This window comes from Prescottella sp. D32, from assembly GCF_037287305.1.
In the GTDB taxonomy this organism is placed as follows: domain Bacteria; phylum Actinomycetota; class Actinomycetes; order Mycobacteriales; family Mycobacteriaceae; genus Prescottella; species Prescottella equi.
The window spans coordinates 778247-795510 of record NZ_JARBSW010000001.1 but is presented as its reverse complement, the minus strand read 5'-3'; the positions used below and the strand labels follow the sequence as shown (position 1 = coordinate 795510).

Here is a 17264-nt window from a genome sequence, read left to right as displayed (position 1 = left end):
TGGACAAACGCAGCGGCGGGATGCGATAGTCATCGCATGCCACTAGATGGCAATTGACTTCCACTAGATGAAATCTAGCGATTCCCCCTCTCGTTCCTCCAGGAGTTACCCGTGACCGCTCAGCCGCTCGACGACACCCTCGACCTGACCGAATTCCGCAGCACCGTGCGCGCTTTCGCGAACGCGGAGATCCTGCCCGGCGCCGCCGAGCGCGACGAGTCCAAGGAATTCCCCGCGCGCCTGATGCGCCGACTGGCCGAGCAGGACCTCATGGGCATCTCCGTCCCGGAGGAGTTCGGCGGCCTCGGCCTGTCGACCCGCGCCCAGCTGGTTGCCGTCGAGGAGGTCGCGCGCGCCGACGCCGCACTCGCGTCCATCTACACCGCCCACTACCTGGGCCTCGAGCCGATCCTCGTGGGCGGCACCGAGGAGCAGAAGAAGCGCTGGCTGCCCGGACTGGCCTCCGGCGAGGTCCTCGCAGGCTTCGCGCTCACCGAGCCCGACGCCGGCTCGGACATCGCATCGATGCGTACCGTGGCACGCCGCGAGGACGACGGCTGGCACCTGTCCGGCTCCAAGACCTTCATCTCCAACGCCCGCGAGGCCGACCTCGTCGTGCTGTTCGCCAAGACCGACCCTTCCGCCGGCTTCCGTGGCATCACCGCGTTCGCGGTGCCCAAGGGCACGCCCGGCATCAGCTACTCCGAGCCGCAGGACAAGATGGGCATCCGCTCGGCACCCACCTACACCGTCTACCTCGACGACGTGGTCCTGCCGCACGACGCCGTGATCGGCACCGAGGGCCGCGGCGGCAACATCGCGCTCACCGCCCTCAACCGCGCCCGCATCGACGTCGCCGCGATGGCCAACGGAATCGCGCTGCGCGCTTGGGAACTCGGTCGTGAATACGCTTCCGAGCGCAAGCAGTTCGGGCACCCCATCTTCGAGTTCCAGGCCATCCAGCTGCTGCTGGGCGAGTGCGACGCCAAGCTCGTCGCCTCGCGCGTCACGGCCGACTGGGCGTCCGACGTCAAGGACGCGGGCCAGGACCTGCGCCGCGCCGCCTCGATCTCGAAGTACGTGGCCACCGAGGCCTGCTTCTCGATCGTCGACCAGGTCGTCCAGATCCACGGCGGCGCCGGGTTCATGCGCGAGTCCGAGATCGAGCGTCTCTACCGCGACTGCCGGATCCTGCGCATCTTCGAGGGCACCTCGCAGATCCAGCTGCTGACCATCGCGGGCAACGCCCCGTCGATCCGGTCCACCGAGTACTGAGAACGACTGGGAGACAACATCATGACCGCGCTTCCCCCACTCGACGGCGTCCGCGTCGTCGACCTGTCCCGCGTGCTGGCGGGCCCGTTCTGCACCGCACTGCTCGCCGATGCCGGCGCCGACGTCGTGAAGATCGAGTCGAAGGCCGGCGAGGACTCGCGCCACCTCGGGCCGTTCCGCGACGGCGAGAGCATCTACTTCAACGTCCTCAACCGTGGCAAGCGCTCGATCGCGCTCGACCTCAAGGACCCCGAGGACCGAGAAGCGTTGCTGCAGTTGATCGAGGGCGCCGACGTCGTCGTCGAGAACTTCCGTCCCGGCGTCACCACCCGGCTCGGGATCGACTACGAGGCAGCCAAGGCACGCAACCCGAAGATCGTCTACGCGTCGATCTCCGGCTTCGGCCAGCAGGGCCCGATGGCGGGCGCCGCGGCCTACGACCTGGTGGTCCAGGCGCTCTCCGGCGTCATGAGCATCACCGGCACCGAGGAATCCGGTCCCACCCGACTGGGCGAGTCGTTCGGCGACACCATCACCGGCGTCTTCGCCGCGTGGGGCATCAGCACCGCGCTGCTGGCGGCCCGCACCACCGGCGAGGGCCAGCACCTCGACGTCGCGATGTTCGACAGCATGCTCGCGATGCTGCCCACTGCCCACAGCCAACTGCAGGCGTCCGGCGAGACCCCCAAGCGGGTCGGCAACCGGCACCCCGTCTCGACCCCGTTCGACACCTACCGCGCCGACGACGGCCTGTTCGTGCTCGCGATCGCCAGCGAGAAGGGCTTCCAGACGCTGGCCCGCACGATGGGTCGCGAGGAACTGATCACCGATCCCCGGTTCACCGAGGACGCGCTGCGCACCGAGAACGAACCCGCGCTCCGCAAGGAGATCGAGTCGTGGGCGGCCGGCCGCACGGTCACCGAGGTCCTCGATCTGCTCGACGCAGCCGGACTGGCCGGCTCCGAGGTGTGGAACGTCCAGCAGGCACTCGGCTCGGACCAGGCCGGATACCGCGGCGTCGTAGAGACGTTCGAGCATCCCAAGGCCGGCCCGGTGTCGTACGTCCGGCAGCCCGTCGTCTTCGGCGACAGTGCACGCCCGGCGGTGCGACGCAGCCCGCTCCTCGACGAGCACCACGACGAGATTCTCGGCGAGGCCCGCTCGCGATAGATTCTCGGGCGTCGGCCGATCGGTCGACACCCTCGGCATGGGAGACACGCATGGCCCCCGGTGACGTGACGCGCAGTGTCAGTCGCACCTTCGAACTGCTCGGCGCGATCATCGAGCACGGCGGACTGACCCTCGCCGACGCCGCGAAGACCACCGACCTCGCGACCAGCACGGCGCTGCGGCTCATCCGCAGCCTCGAGCAGACCGAGTTCGTGCTCCGCGGCGAGGACAACGTCTACCGGGTGGGCCCACGGCTGCTGCAGATCGGTGCGAAAGCGATCGCCGACAACCAGTTGCTCCTGCGGGCGCAGCCCGCCATGGCCGAGATCGCCGAGATCACCCGGGAGTCGACGTACCTGTCGGCTCCCGGGCCCCGCGGCACGGCGCTGTACATGGGGCAGATCGAGGGCACCCACGCGATCCGGCACATGGGGTGGGTCGGCCAGACCGTCCCCCTCGTCGGAACCGCGGTGGGCGCGGCCCTGCTCGGCGAGGTGGGCTCCGACGGCTACGCCATCGCCCACGACACCATCGAGGACCACTCCACCGGCGTCGCCGCTCCGATCTACGACGCGATCGGCCGGATCGTGGGGGCACTGAGCGTCGTCGGGCCGACGTTCCGGCTCGACGACGACGTCTGCGCCCGGCACGGGCAGGTCCTCGTCGAGCGCTGCGCGCGACTGTCGGCCGAACTGGGGCGCACGGTCTCGTCGTAGAACTCACGGTCTCGTCGTAGAAGTTTGGCACCGCAGTCTCGTATCCGAGACAATGACGCGGCACGCCGGCCAGGACAATGGCGCGGCACGCCGGCCGTTCGGGCCGGGATCGGAAGGGGACGTTCGATGTCGACGAGCCGGGTCAAGTCCGCGGAGCGGGTACTCGACGTGCTCGACCTGCTCGCCCGGCGAGGAGTGCCGATGGCCGCGACCGAGATCGCGAGTGCTCTCGACCTGCCCAAGAGCACGACGCACCACCTGCTCAACGTGATGCGAGACCGGCGGTTCGTCTCCTACTGGCCCGATCAGCGGGCCTGGACGCTCGGAGTGTCCGCATTCGAGGTGGGCGCGTCGTACATGCGGTCCGGGCCGCTGCACCGCGAGGGGCAGCGCCACATGGTCGCGCTCACGAAGGCCGCGGACGAGACCTCGCACCTCGCGGTCCTGCAGGGCACCGACGTGATCTACCTGGACAAGCGCGAGCCGCTCAAGCCCGGCGTGCGTCTGGTGACCGAGGTCGGTACCCGGCTGCCCGCTCATCTGACGGCGGTCGGACGCGCGATCCTCGCACGCCTCGACCCCGAGCAGCTCAGCGCCCTGTACGCCGGATACACCTGGCCCACCCGCACCGGCGAGGGGCCGACGTCCCTCGACGACCTGCGCGCCCTGTCGAAGGCCGATCGGGAACTGGGGTACTCGGTGGAGCACGACTCGACCACCAACGGCGTCACGTGCATCGCGAGCCCGGTCGTCACCCGGGACGGACGTCCTGTCGCCGCGCTCGGTGTCGCATACCTGACGGGCGCGCGCAGCGATGCCGAGACCACCGAGCTGGCCCGGCTCGTCACGGACGCGGCCGCGCACTTCTCGGACAGCCTGAGCGACCGCATGATCGAGGAGTCCCTGGAGGCCTGAGCGCTCCGAGCCTCCCGAGCCTGACCGAACCCGCCGATTCGACCGACACCCGCCTTCCTCTTGTCTTACATACGAGACTATGGTCTCGTATACGAGACACAATCTTCACGGCCGCCGCGTTCGCCGGGCCGTACCTTTCCTTCGGAGTCCCCCATGACGCTCACCACCCAATCCACCGATCTCGTCGAGGTCGGCCTCGGACCCGTCACGATCCAGGACGTCGTCGACGTCGCACGCCGCGGCCACGGGGTCCGCCTCACCGACGACGCCCTCGCCGAGATCGCGCGCTCGCGGGCGCGCATCGAGGACCTCGCCGCCGACCCCCGCCCGGTGTACGGCGTGTCGACCGGCTTCGGCGCGCTCGCCACCCGGCACATCCCGCAGGAGATGCGAACCCAGTTGCAGCGCAGCCTGGTCCGCTCGCACGCGGCGGGATCCGGTCCCGAGGTGGAGCGCGAGGTCGTCCGTGCGCTGATGCTGTTGCGCCTGTCCACGCTCGCCACGGGACGCACGGGTGTGCGGCCCGAGGTGGCGCAGGCGTACGCCGACCTGCTGACGGCGGGGATCACCCCGGTGGTCCACGAGTTCGGCAGCCTCGGTTGCTCGGGTGATCTGGCGCCGCTCGCACACGTCGCGCTCGCGGTGACCGGTGAGGGCACTGTCCGTACCGCCGACGGACGGCTGTCGGGTGCCGCCGACGCCCTCGCGGAACACGGCCTCACCCCGGTCGTCCTCGCCGAGAAGGAGGGCCTGGCCCTCATCAACGGCACCGACGGCATGCTCGGCCAGCTCGCGCTCGCCGTCACCGACCTCGACCACCTGCTCAAGCTCGCCGACATCGCGGCCGCGATGAGCGTCGAGGGCCTGCTGGGCACCGATCGGGTGTTCGCCGCGGATCTGCAGGCGCTGCGCCCGCACCCGGGCCAGGCCACCGCGGCGGCCAACATGGCGCGGCTGCTGGCCGATTCGCCGATCGTGGCGAGCCACGCCGGCCCCGAGGACACCCGCGTGCAGGACGCCTACTCGCTGCGCTGCGCGCCGCAGGTGGCCGGTGGTGCCCGCGACACCGTCGAGCACGCCCGTACGGTCGCCAACCGTGAACTCGCTTCCGCCGTCGACAATCCCGTCGTCACGCTCGACGGCCGAGTGGAATCCAACGGCAACTTCCACGGCGCGCCGGTGGCGTACGTCCTCGATTTCCTCGCGATCGTCGCGGCCGACGTCGCGAGCGTCAGCGAGCGCCGGACGGACCGGTTCCTCGACGTCGCCCGCAACCACGGACTGCCGCCCTTCCTCGCCGACGACCCGGGTGTGGACAGCGGCCTGATGATCGCGCAGTACACGCAGGCCGCGATCGTCTCCGAACTCAAGCGGCTGGCGGCGCCGGCGAGCGTCGACTCCATTCCGTCGTCGGCGATGCAGGAGGATCATGTGTCGATGGGCTGGTCGGGCGCCCGCAAGCTCCGCCGCGCCGTGGACGGACTCACCCGCGTCCTCGCGATCGAGATTCTCACCGCCGCACGAGGAATCGATCTGCGTGCCCCGCTGCAGCCCGCGCCGGGGACGGGTGCGGTGGTCCGCGCCGTGCGTGAGCAGGTGGCCGGGCCGGGCACCGATCGGTTCCTCGCACCGGAGATCGAGCAGGTGGTGACGTTGGCCGCCTCCGGCGCGCTGGTCGCCGCCGCCGAGCACGAGATCGGTGCCCTGCAGTGACCCGGACGATCGCGCTGCCCCGGGCCCGGCCCGAGATCGATGCGCTGCCCGCCTATTCGAAGGCGTCCGGCGCCGCGACGGTCCGCTGGCGGGCGTCGAGCAACGAATCCACGATCGCCCCCTCCCCCGCCGTCGTCGAGGCGATCGCCCGCGCGGGCGAGCACGGGCACCTGTATCCGACGCTGTTCGCGGACGACCTCGTCGCGGCACTCGCCGAGCGGTTGTCCGTTCCGGCCGACGCGGTGCTCACCGGTGCCGGTTCCCTGGCACTGCTGCAACAGGTCCTCACGGCGTACACGGGTCCGGGCACCGAGGTGGTGCACGCGTGGCGCAGCTACGAGGCGTATCCGATTCTCATCGGGATCGCCGGTGCCACAGCCCTTCCGGTACCACTGGACGCGCAGCACCGGCACGACGTCGACGCCATGATCGCCGCGGTGACGCCCCGAACCCGCGCGGTACTGGTGTGCAACCCGAACAATCCGACGGGCACCGAACTCACCGGGGCCGAGGTGCGTCGACTGTTGGACGGCGTGCCGTCGCACGTCCTGGTGATCCTCGACGAGGCGTACCGCGAATTCGCCGAGGAACAGGTCGACGGCGTGGAACTGCTGCGCGAGTACCCGAACGTCGTGGTGCTGCGGACGTTCTCGAAGGCGTACGGCCTGGCGGGCCTACGCGTGGGCTACGCGATCGCCGACTCCGCCGTCGCCGCTCCCCTGCACGCCGCCGCCCCGCCGTTCGGCCTCAGTTCGGTCGCCGAGGCCGCGGCGTGCGCCGCGCTCACCGACGCCGGGCACACCGACCGGATCGTCGAGTCGGTGCGGGACGGTCGCCGGCACCTGCGCTCCGGGCTGGCCGACAGGGGCATCCGAACCCCCACCAGCGGAGGCAACTTCGTGTGGATCCCGATCGGAGACCGCGCAGCGGAACTCGAAGCGGCCTGCGTCGCGCACGGGGTGTCCGTGCGCGCCTTCGCGGGCGAGGGCGTGCGCGTGACCGTCGGAGACCGGGACGCCGAGGACGCGGTGCTCGCCGCAGTCGACCACTTCACCGCTCAGCCGGCCGGCTGAACACCACGATCCGACCGATACGAGGAAACCCGATGTCTCTCAACGCCCTCGCCGACGCGCTCGGCTCGAGCCGGCTCGTCACCGACCCCGACGTCATGGATGCCTACACCCGGGACGAGGCGCACCTGGCCGTTCCCGGCCTGCCCCTGGCCGTGCTCGTCGCGGACTCCACCGAGGACGTTGCGGCGGCCCTGAAATGGGCCACGGCGCACAAGGTTCCGGTGGTGCCGCGCGGCGCAGGCAGCGGACTGGCCGGCGGCGCCACCGCGATCGACGGCTGCCTGGTGGTGTCCACCGCGGCCATGCGCGACATCGTCGAGCTGAATCCCGCGGATCAACTGGCGGTGGTGCAGGCCGGTGTCGTCAACGCCGATCTCGACCGGGCGGCCGCCGAGCACGGCCTGATGTACGCGCCAGATCCGAGCAGCTTCCAGATCTCCACGATCGGCGGCAACATCGCCACCAACGCGGGCGGGCTGCGCTGCGTCAAGTACGGCGTCACGCGGGACTCCGTCCTGGGCCTCGAGGTGGTGCTGGCCGACGGCCGCATCCTCCACACCGGTCACCGCACCGTCAAAGGCGTCGCGGGCTACGACCTCACCGGGCTCCTCGTCGGCTCCGAGGGAACGCTCGGCATCGTCACCGGCGCGACCGTGCGCCTGCGGCCGCGGCCGTCCCGGGAACCCGCGACGATCGTCGGCAGCTTCCCGTCGCTGCGGTCCGCCGCGGACGCAGTCGCCGCGGTGGTGCGCGCGGGGATCGGACCGAGCCTGCTCGAACTGATCGACCGGGCGACACTCGTCGCGATCGACGAGTGGAAGCGCATCGGTCTCGAGGCCGGCACCGAGGCGATGCTCATCGCACAGGCCGACGGCCCCGATGCCGACGAGGCCGCCGCCGCGATCGAACGGTTGTTCTCCGAGGCGGGTGCCGACTTCGTCGCGCTCTCCCAGGACCCCGCCGAGTCGGCCCAGTTGCTCGAGATCCGTCGGCTCGCCTACCCGGCGGCCGAACGCCTCGGACAGTGCCTGGTCGAGGACGTGGGGGTGCCACGGTCCCGGCTGCCGGAGATGGTCGAGTCGATCGAGGAGATCTCGCGCCGGCACGACGTCACGGTGATGACGGTCGCGCACGCGGGCGACGGCAACGTGCACCCCACGTTCGTGTTCGACCGCCGCGCCGACGGGTCGGTCCCGGACGCCGTCTGGACCGCCGCCGACGAGGTGTTCCGGCGCGCGCTCGAACTGGGTGGCACCCTTACAGGTGAGCACGGCGTCGGGGTGTTGAAACGACGCTGGATGGCGCTCGAAGTGGGAGAGACAGGTTTGGACATCCATCGCGCGGTGAAGGCCGCGTTCGATCCGCTCGGTCTGATGAATCCCGGGAAGGGCTTCTGACCGGTTACCAGGACAAACAATCCGGATACAAACTTGGATGTTGACAGGCCTGTATATACAGGCCTATACATTTCCCATCGGCATGGCGTGATCCAGCGCACAAGCATCGAAGAAGGTGGGCATCACCCCCGGAAGTCGACCCCGCCGCAGGGTGCGGTCACCGCAGAAAGAGCAGACCCAATGACACACGACGACGGCAGCACTTCCGAGGTGCTCCTCACCCCGGAGCGGCGCACCATCGACGTCGTTCCCGACGACGAGCGCCACGGCACGCCCCGTAGCCAGTTCACGCTGTGGTTCGGCGCGAACATGCAGATCACCGCGATCGTGGACGGCGCCCTCGCGGTCGTCTTCGGCGCCGACGCCCTGTGGGCCATCATCGGCCTGCTGATCGGCAACGTCTTCGGCGGCGCCGTGATGGCCCTCCACTCGGCGCAGGGCCCCCGCATGGGCCTGCCGCAGATGATCTCGAGCCGCGCCCAGTTCGGCGTCAAGGGCGCGGTCATCCCGCTCGTGCTCGTGATCCTGATGTACCTCGGCTTCGCCGCCACCGGCACGGTCCTGGCGGGCCAGGCCGTGAACAAGGTCCTCGGCCTCGACAGCGCCTGGATCGGCATCGTGATCTTCGGATTGCTCACCGCGTTCGTCGCCGTCACCGGCTACAAGCTGATCCACATCGTCGGCAAGATCGCGACCGTCGTCGGCATCGTCGGCTTCACGTACCTGGCGATCCGCCTGTTCCTCGAGTACGACGTGCTCGACTACGTCGGCATCGTCGACTTCGACTTCGTGACGTTCCTGCTCGCGATCTCGCTCGGCGCCGGCTGGCAGCTGACCTTCGGCCCGTACGTCGCCGACTACTCCCGCTACCTGCCCCGCGAGACCAGCGAGCGCACCACGTTCTGGTCGACCTTCCTCGGCAGCGTCATCGGATCGCAGTGGTCGATGACCTTCGGCGCCCTCGTCGCGGCCGTCGCCGGCGACGCCTTCCTCGGCAACCAGGTCGGCTTCATGGGCGACCTCGCCGGGCCCGCGATCATCGCGTTCCTGATCTACCTGGTGATCGTGACCGGCAAGCTGACGGTCAACGTCCTCAACGCGTACGGCGGCTTCATGTCGATCCTCACCACCGTCACCGCGTTCGACGGCCGTTCACAGATCTCGACCAAGGCCCGCTCGTTCTACATTCTCGGCTTCACCGTCATCTCGATGTTCATCGCGATCGCCGCGAGCGCCGACTTCCTGGACAACTTCAAGAACTTCGTCCTGGTGCTGCTGATGGTGTTCACCCCGTGGAGTGCGATCAACCTGATCGACTACTACCTGATCTCGAAGGAACGCATCGACATCCCGGCGCTGTACGACCCCAAGGGCCGCTACGGAGCCTGGAACGTCCCGGCCCTGATCGTCTACGCGATCGGCGTGCTCGCCCAGATCCCGTTCCTCGCGCAGAAGATGTACACGGGCCCGATCACCGACATGCTCGGCGGCGCGGACATCTCGTGGATCGTCGGCATCGTGCTCACCGGTGCGATCTACTACCCGGTCGCCAAGCGGACCAACAACCCGCCGGCCGAGATGATCTACCCCGCCCACACCTCGATGGTCGACAGCCGGGTCTGACCCCGGCCACCCGATCAACGATCCACCCCTCGAAGAAAAGTCACCTAGGAGCCTCACGTGACCACGACCGGTCCCCGGACCACCGCACTGACGAACATCGGCACCCTCGTCACCAACGACCCCTCGCTGGGCGACGGGCCGCTGGGTGTCCGAGAGAACGCAGCGGTGGTGTTCGAGGACGGCGTGGTCGCGTGGGTCGGTGACTCCGCGGACGCCCCGGCCGCCGACACCGGTTTCGATCTCGGTGGCCGGGCCGTGCTGCCCGGCTTCGTCGAGAGCCACTCGCACCTGGTGTTCGCCGGGGAGCGGGCCGAGGAGTTCGCGGCGCGCATGTCGGGCGAGAAGTACGCGGCCGGCGGCATCCGCACCACGATCGAGGCGACGCGGGCCGCGAGCGACGACCAACTCGCCGCGAACGTGCGACGCCTGCTCGACGAGTCGCTGCGCTCGGGCAGCACGACCGTCGAGATCAAGAGCGGCTACGGCCAGAGCACCCGGGACGAGCTGCGCAGCGTGCAGGTCGCGGGCCGGTTCACCGACGAGGTCACGCTGCTGGCCGCGCACGTCCCGCCGCCCGAGTACGCGGGCCGCGGCGACGAGTACGTCACCATGGCCGTCGACGAGATGATTCCGGCATGCGCCCCGTACGCGAAGTGGATCGACGTGTTCTGTGAGCGCGGCGCGTTCACTGTCGAGCAGTCCCGCGCGGTCCTCGCCGCCGGTGTCGCGCACGGTCTGATCCCCCGCGTGCACGGCAACCAGCTGGGTGAGGGCCCCGGCGTGCAACTGGCCGTCGAGATGGGGGCGGCCTCGGTGGACCACGTCACCTACGTGACCGACGCCGACATCGACTCCCTCGCCGGCAGCTCGACGGTGGCGACCCTGCTGCCGGGGGCCGACTTCTCCACCCGCAACCAGTACCCCGGGGCCCGCGCGCTGATCGACGCGGGCGTCACCGTCGCGCTGGGTGCGGACTGCAATCCCGGTACCTGCTACACCACCAGCCTGCCGTTCTGCATTGCCATCGCTGTCCGGGACATGCACATGACCCCGGCCGAGGCCGTGTGGGCGGCCACCGCGGGCGGCGCGAAGGCGCTGCGCCGCGACGACGTCGGCAGCCTGCGGATCGGCGCCCGCGCCGACGCCATCGCGCTCGATGCCCCGTCGTACCTGCATCTCGCCTACCGTCCCGGTGTGCCGCTGGTTCGTGAAGTGTTCAAGGACGGCGTCCTCGCGACGACCACGAACTGATCGAGGGAGCAGGTAGCTGACATGACGAACAACATCGACGTCGACATCGCTCCCCGGCCGTGGTCGGGACGCACCGACGGTCTCGGGCCCGAGCATCTTCGCTGGCATCAGGCCGTCACCCCCTACCGTCCCGGCGCGGGCCCCGGCACGGTCCTCATCGGATTCGCCAGCGACGAGGGCGTGCGCCGCAACAAGGGACGCCAGGGCGCCGCTGCCGGACCCGATGCGCTCCGCAAGGCGCTGTCCTCGATGGCCCTGGAGAAGGAGACGGCGCTGTCCGATGCGGGCACCGTCGCCGTGACGGGCGACCGGCTCGAAGAAGGCCAGGACGCGCTGGGCCGCGCCGTGACGACGGCACTCGACTCCGGACGGCTCGCGGTGGTCCTCGGCGGCGGCCACGAGGTCGCGTACGGCACCTACCTGGGTGTCGCCGGATCGGCGCTGCGGCAGCAGCATCCGCGTCTGGGCATCCTCAACCTCGACGCCCACTTCGATCTGCGCAGTGACCCGATCCCGAGTTCCGGGACGCCGTTCCGCCAGATCGCCGAGGCCGAGGAGGCTGCGGGTACCAGCCACCGGTACGACGTCATCGGCATCAGCCAGCCCAGCAACACCAACGTGCTGTTCGACACTGCGCACCGCCTTGGGGTCCGGTACCTCCTGGACGATCACTGCGGTGTCGCCGATCGCGCCCGGGTCGACGAGTTCCTCACCGACTTCTTGGGCGACGTCGACATCGTCTACCTGACGATCGATCTCGATGTCCTGCCCGCCGGTGTCGCACCGGGTGTCAGCGCGCCCGCCGCTTACGGCGTTCCGCTCGAGATCATCCAGCACGTGTGTGATCGGGTGAGCGCGAGCGGCAAGCTCGCTGTCGTCGATGTCGCCGAACTCAACCCGTGCCTGGACGTCGACAACCGCACCGCCCGGACTGCGGCGCGGCTGATCCACCGCATCGTCACCGGGCACGTTCCGCCGACAGCCTGAAACGGGCCTGTCGCCGCTCAGCCGCTCTTCCCCCTCCCCTGTAGCCGGCACCCTCTTGCAGGGTGCCGGCTTCAGTGGTTTCGGGCGGCAGTTCGTGCCGTTGTCGCGGTCAGGCCGCGTGTGGTCCCGCGCGGTTGTGGGCGGGGATGGGTTTCTTGTAGGGGTCGACGGTGCTCGGTGGGGTGAACCACGGGTGCCGGTCGGCGCCGATTTTCACGTCCCAGTGACTGTGGTGCAGCAAGGTGTGGTGGTAGCGGCAGAGTAGGACGAGGTTGTCGAGGTCGGTGGGTCCACCGTCTGCCCAATGCTTTACGTGGTGGCCTTCGCAGTGTGCGGGTGCTGTGCCGCAGCCGGGGAAGGCACAGCCGTGGTCACGGGCGATGAGTGCCCGCCGTTGCTTCTTCGACACCGTCCTACTGCTGCGGCCCAGATTCAAGGGGACGCCGTCGTCCATGACGATGGGGGTGAGGTGGCAGTCGCACGCGATCCGGCGGGCAGTGGCGATGGACAGTGGCCCGGTGTGGGGTAGGCGTGCGATGTCTTTGTCGCCGAACAGGTCCGACCCTTCACCGGTGTGCGTCCACTCGTGAGCCGACTCGCTGCGGGCAAGGTCGGCGGCGTTCACATGGAGTGACAGGTGGGGCCGCTCGCCACCCTCGGTGGGGGCGTCGCCGGAGTCGAGGTAGCGGCGCAGGATTTCGGCGAACGCGTCCGCGCGCTGCCGTGCCGGCGTACGGGCACCGGCCGGGTCGTCCATCGGGTTGCGCGGCTTCGTCAACGCCGACAGCGCGGTCAGCAGCATCTCGCCGGTCACCGCATCGAGATCACCCTTGACCGCGACGCGTCCGTTCAGGGTTTTCGAGGCGTGGAACTCGTTACGTTCGGTGTCTTCGCTGGGCGGGAGTTCGTCGGATTCGAAGATCCGCTCCAACCGCGAGATGCAGGTGCGGACGGTCGTAGTGGTCGCGGCGGGACCGGACGCGGCGTCCAGCAACACCTTCCGGCACGAACCAAGCGCTTCGTTCGGCATGCCGCGCGGCGGGGTCTCGCAGAACTTCCCGATCAACGCCGCATGCTCGGCCGAAATATCTCCGGCATTGAACGCGTCGGCGATCTCGGGCTGCCTGGCCAGCATCCGGCCCAACGCGAGGATCCGTGCCGCGGCCGGCACTTCCAGCAACGTGTTCGCAGCCAGCCACTGCTTGACACTTCGGAAGCCGAGGGTGTCGAACGAGACTGCACGCTCATCGATTTCGGCGACCGCGACGGCCCTGAGGGCCTCCAGCCGTTCGATCTCGCGAGACATCTCGATCACCGACCGCACGAGGTCGGGTTCGACGAGTCGACGCACCTCGGCAGGCTGCAGCGCGGTGGCCGCGATGCCCGAATTGTTGAGTCCCCCCGGATTCATGACACGACCCTAGTTCGAACTCATGTTCGAGTCAAGGCCCGCCCGGAAGTGTCGATCGAAGTCCTGGACAGCCTGCAGGCTCGGGCGCCTCAGAGCCAGCGCGGCGGCTGCAGTTCGCTGCCGGCGGTGAGGCCGCTCGCGCCGCGGCCCGACGCCCAGCGCACCACGGCGGCAAGCGGTCCCGCGACCATGTCGGTGACCGGCGGACCGTCCTCGACCACGACGAACCGCCGATCGTCCACCTCGAGCACCAGCCCCGAACCCTCGCCCTTGCGTCGCCACATGCCGACGATGTCGTAGAGAAGCGAGCCGAGCACCACGTCCGGGAAGTCCTCGAACCGTCCACCGTTGCCGAGGTCGACCGCGTGGATCCACACCTCGCGGTTGCGCATCCACGCCGTCTCCGACGCCGGCACCGTCCGCCCCTGCGCCGTCCGCACCTCGGCGTCCCAGGCGGCGTCCGGGAGCGCGCGCCACTTCTCGTCGAGTTGAGCTGCCCTCTCGACGAACAGGTTTCGCAACGACCCGGCGCTGAGCGTTGCGCCCTCGTCGATCTCGCGTCCCCGCTGCTCCACCGACTCGTACATCGGTGTCTCCACCCCGGTGGCCGCCCAGTCGAGGAGCCGGCACAACGCGGCGGCGTTGTAGCCGACGTGCCCGACAAGGTGCTTACGCGTCCACCCGTCGAGCAGGCTCGGACCGGACATCTCCTCGTCCGACAGCTCCGCCAGCTTCTGTGCGAAGTACGCGGTGCCGTCTCGCGCGATATCCAGGCGCTCGGCCAGATCCAGATCGTTGAAGGTCACGAACGCTCCTACTCGACGGGGGTCCTGCTCCCTCGACCGTAGCCCCACCCGAGAGACAACTCGGGCGCCGTGACCGATTCGGTCACGGCGCCCGAGTGGGATCTGCCGTCGGATCAGGCGCTCTGGCCCTCGCGCTCGGCGACGAGGTTCAGCGCGATGTCGACGATCATGTCCTCCTGGCCACCGACCAGCTTGCGCTTGCCGGCCTCGAGCAGCAGGGTGCGAACGTCGATGCCGTAGCGAGCCGACGCGGCCTCCGCGTGGCGCAGGAAGCTCGAGTACACACCCGCGTAGCCGAGGGTGAGGGTCTCGCGGTCGACGCGGACCGGGCGGTCCTGCAGCGGGCGGACGATGTCGTCGGCCGCGTCCTGCAGCTTGAAGACGTCGCAGCCGTGCTTCCACTCGTGCAGGTCGGCGACGGCGATGAAGGGCTCGATGGGGCAGTTGCCGGCACCGGCACCGTGACCGGCGAGCGATGCGTCGACGCGGTAGACGCCTTCCTCGACGGCGACGACGCTGTTCGCCACCGACAGCGAGAGGTTCTCGTGGGCGTGGATGCCGATCTCGGTGCCCTCGTTCAGCACGTCCTTGTACGCGCGGACGCGGTCCCGGACGCCGTTCATCGTCAGGCGTCCGCCCGAGTCGGTGACGTACACGCAGTGTGCGCCGTAGGACTCCATCAGCTTGGCCTGCTTGGCCAGCTCCTCGGCGGGAGCCATGTGGCTCATCATCAGGAAGCCGGAGACGTCCATGCCGATCTCGCGGGCCGTTTCGATGTGCTGCGCGGAGACGTCGGCCTCGGTGCAGTGCGTCGCGATGCGGACCGAGCGCACACCCAGCTTGTAGGCGTGCTTGAGCTCCTCGATGGTGCCGACACCCGGCAGCAGCAGGGTGGTCAGGCGGGCGTGCTCGAGCACCTCCGCCGCAGCCTCGATCCACTCCCAGTCGGTGTTGGAGCCCGGACCGTAGTTGACGGAGCCGCCAGCCAGACCGTCACCGTGCGCGACCTCGATCGCGTCGACGCCGGCCTCGTCGAGAGCCTTGACGATCCGCTTGACGTCCTCCGGCGAGATGCGGTGGCGCACTGCGTGCATGCCGTCGCGCAGCGTGACGTCCTGGACGAAGATGGTGGGGTTGGTGCTCATCGGGTGGCTTCCTTCTTCTGGGCGATGCGCTCAGCGATCTGCAGGCCGGCAGAGGTCATGATGTCGAGGTTGCCTGCGTAGGCGGGCAGGTAGTGTCCTGCGCCCTCGACCTCGAGGAAAATCGACACCTGGTGGGTCGGGCGGTTGCCGCCGTCGATGAGGGTCTCGACCGGCTGGTCCGCGGGGATCTCGGCGATCTGGACCTGCTGCTTGAGGCGGTAGCCCGGAACGTAGGCGGCGACGTCGCCGACCATCTTCGCGACCGACTCGCGGATCTGGTCATGGGTGGCCGGGTCCGCAGCGTCGACCAGGCAGAAGACCGTGTCGCGCATGATCAGCGGCGGCTCGGCCGGGTTCAGGATGATGATCGCCTTGCCGCGCTTGGCGCCACCGACGGACACGATCGCGCTCGACGTGGTCTCGGTGAACTCGTCGATGTTGGCGCGGGTGCCGGGGCCGGCGGACTTCGACGCGATCGAAGCGACGATCTCGGCGTAGGCGACCGGGACGACCCGGGAGACGGCCGCGACCATCGGGATCGTGGCCTGGCCACCGCAGGTCACCATGTTCACGTTCGGAGCGTCGATGTGCTCGTCGCCGTTGACGGCCGGCACCACGAAGGGGCCGATCGCGGCGGGGGTGAGGTCGATCATGCGCTTGCCGAGCGGACGCAGACGCGCGTCGTTCACGACGTGGGCCTTGGCCGACGTCGCGTCGAAGACGATGTCGATCTCGTCGAAGTTGGGGAGGCCGACGAGGCCCTCGACACCCTCTGCGGTGATCGGCACGCCCATGGACGCGGCGCGCGCGAGACCGTCCGACGCCGGGTCGATACCGACCATCGCGCCCATCTCGAGGTGATCGGAGTGGTTGAGCACCTTGATCATCAGATCGGTGCCGATGTTGCCGGATCCGATGATCGCGACCTTGACCTTGCTCATGCCTCGGTTCCTTCCTTGAAACGTGTGGTCACGACACCGAGTCCGGACACGGAGACGGTGACGACGTTGCCGGCCTGGACCGGCGCCATGGGGCCGAGGGCACCGGACAGGATGACCTGACCGGCGCGCAGCGGCTGTCCCAGCTCACGGGCCGTGCGGGCGAGCCACACGACGGCCTCGATCGGGTCGCCCAGGCAGGCCTCGCCGTTGCCGGAGGAGACTTCCCGGCCGTCGACGGCCATCGACATGACGACGTCCTTGGGCTCGAACTCGTCGAGCGTGCGGCGCTGCGTGCCGAGGACGTAGACGCCGGACGACGCGTTGTCGGCGACGGTGTCGCCGAAGCGGATGTCCCAGTTCTCGATTCGGCTGTCGCAGATCTCGAGCGCGGCGACCGCGTACTCGATCGCGTCGCGCACCTGCGCGGCATCGAGCGGGCCGTCGACCAGGTCGGCGCCGAGTACGAAGCCGACCTCGCCCTCGATCTTCGGCTGGATCAGCACGCTCATCGGGACGTCGTCGCCGTCGGCGTACTGCATGTCGTCGAAGAGGACGCCGAGGTCGGGCTGGTTCACGCCGAGCTGCTGCTGGACGGCGACCGACGTCAGACCGATCTTGCGGCCGACGACGACGGCGCCCGCCTTCATCCGGAGGTCGTTGACGCGTTCCTGCACCTGGTACGCGGCAACGAGGTCGTCGGCGCCGATCAGGTCACGGATCGGCGCGCAGGGCACACCGGCCGCGGCGGCCGACGCGAGGCGCTCCGCGGCAGCGGCGATAGCGGACTCGCTCACCGCGGTGGAGTTCGTGGACTGGGTCATGACGCTAACTGTGCTGGGCG

Annotated in this window: 15 protein-coding genes; 10 read left to right on the top strand and 5 right to left on the bottom strand. The window is 69.4% G+C overall.

Annotated features, from left to right (window positions below; all coding sequences use genetic code 11):
* The first annotated feature begins 111 nt into the window (after positions 1-111).
* The 10 genes from PSS76_RS03615 (at position 112) to hutG (ending at position 12120) form a co-directional block, all read left to right on the top strand.
* On the top strand, positions 112-1275 hold the full coding sequence (locus PSS76_RS03615) for an acyl-CoA dehydrogenase family protein (protein ID WP_005517413.1): 1164 nt from the start codon (positions 112-114) through the stop codon (positions 1273-1275).
* Positions 1276-1296: 21 nt separating this feature from the next.
* Entirely contained in the window at positions 1297-2445 is a 1149-nt protein-coding gene (locus PSS76_RS03610) for a CaiB/BaiF CoA transferase family protein (protein WP_022598094.1), read from the top strand.
* A gap of 50 nt (positions 2446-2495) precedes the next feature.
* Complete coding sequence (locus PSS76_RS03605; protein WP_005517411.1) at positions 2496-3161, top strand: IclR family transcriptional regulator; 666 nt, start codon at positions 2496-2498, stop codon at positions 3159-3161.
* Between the two features lie 126 nt (positions 3162-3287).
* A complete protein-coding gene (locus PSS76_RS03600) occupies positions 3288-4076 on the top strand; it encodes an IclR family transcriptional regulator (RefSeq protein ID WP_005517410.1) in 789 nt (262 codons plus the stop codon).
* A 153-nt stretch (positions 4077-4229) separates the two neighbouring features.
* Positions 4230-5789, top strand: coding sequence for a histidine ammonia-lyase (gene hutH, locus PSS76_RS03595; protein ID WP_064076230.1), 1560 nt, complete (start codon positions 4230-4232; stop codon positions 5787-5789).
* Positions 5786-6862 carry a histidinol-phosphate transaminase gene (locus tag PSS76_RS03590; RefSeq protein WP_064076231.1) on the top strand — a complete coding sequence of 359 codons (1077 nt, stop codon included), beginning with the start codon at positions 5786-5788 and terminating at the stop codon, positions 6860-6862. The genes hutH and PSS76_RS03590 overlap by 4 nt, the downstream gene beginning before the upstream one ends.
* Positions 6863-6894: 32 nt before the next feature.
* Positions 6895-8259 carry an FAD-binding oxidoreductase gene (locus PSS76_RS03585; protein ID WP_084866272.1) on the top strand — a complete coding sequence of 455 codons (1365 nt, stop codon included), beginning with the start codon at positions 6895-6897 and terminating at the stop codon, positions 8257-8259.
* 180 nt (positions 8260-8439) lie between these two features.
* Positions 8440-9882 (top strand): purine-cytosine permease family protein, encoded by a 1443-nt coding sequence (locus tag PSS76_RS03580; RefSeq protein ID WP_037084861.1) that lies wholly within the window; start codon positions 8440-8442, stop codon positions 9880-9882.
* A gap of 57 nt (positions 9883-9939) precedes the next feature.
* Entirely contained in the window at positions 9940-11133 is a 1194-nt protein-coding gene (hutI, locus tag PSS76_RS03575; RefSeq protein ID WP_064058519.1) for an imidazolonepropionase, read from the top strand.
* A 21-nt stretch (positions 11134-11154) separates the two neighbouring features.
* A complete protein-coding gene (hutG, locus tag PSS76_RS03570) occupies positions 11155-12120 on the top strand; it encodes a formimidoylglutamase (RefSeq protein ID WP_005517400.1) in 966 nt (321 codons plus the stop codon).
* 109 nt (positions 12121-12229) lie between these two features.
* Here the strand turns inward: hutG and PSS76_RS03565 are convergent, their stop codons facing one another.
* From PSS76_RS03565 to PSS76_RS03545, 5 genes are all read right to left on the bottom strand, one after another.
* Positions 12230-13531, bottom strand: coding sequence for an HNH endonuclease signature motif containing protein (locus tag PSS76_RS03565; RefSeq protein WP_064076232.1), 1302 nt, complete (start codon positions 13529-13531; stop codon positions 12230-12232).
* An 89-nt stretch (positions 13532-13620) separates the two neighbouring features.
* Entirely contained in the window at positions 13621-14337 is a 717-nt protein-coding gene (locus PSS76_RS03560) for a maleylpyruvate isomerase family mycothiol-dependent enzyme (protein WP_064058521.1), read from the bottom strand.
* Between the two features lie 113 nt (positions 14338-14450).
* Positions 14451-15482 carry a 4-hydroxy-2-oxovalerate aldolase gene (gene dmpG / locus PSS76_RS03555; RefSeq protein WP_005517397.1) on the bottom strand — a complete coding sequence of 344 codons (1032 nt, stop codon included), beginning with the start codon at positions 15480-15482 and terminating at the stop codon, positions 14451-14453.
* Entirely contained in the window at positions 15479-16423 is a 945-nt protein-coding gene (locus tag PSS76_RS03550; RefSeq protein ID WP_005517396.1) for an acetaldehyde dehydrogenase (acetylating), read from the bottom strand. The genes dmpG and PSS76_RS03550 overlap by 4 nt, the downstream gene beginning before the upstream one ends.
* Complete coding sequence (locus PSS76_RS03545; RefSeq protein WP_005517395.1) at positions 16420-17244, bottom strand: 2-keto-4-pentenoate hydratase; 825 nt, start codon at positions 17242-17244, stop codon at positions 16420-16422. Before PSS76_RS03545 ends, PSS76_RS03550 begins: the two co-directional genes overlap by 4 nt.
* Positions 17245-17264 lie beyond the last annotated feature (20 nt).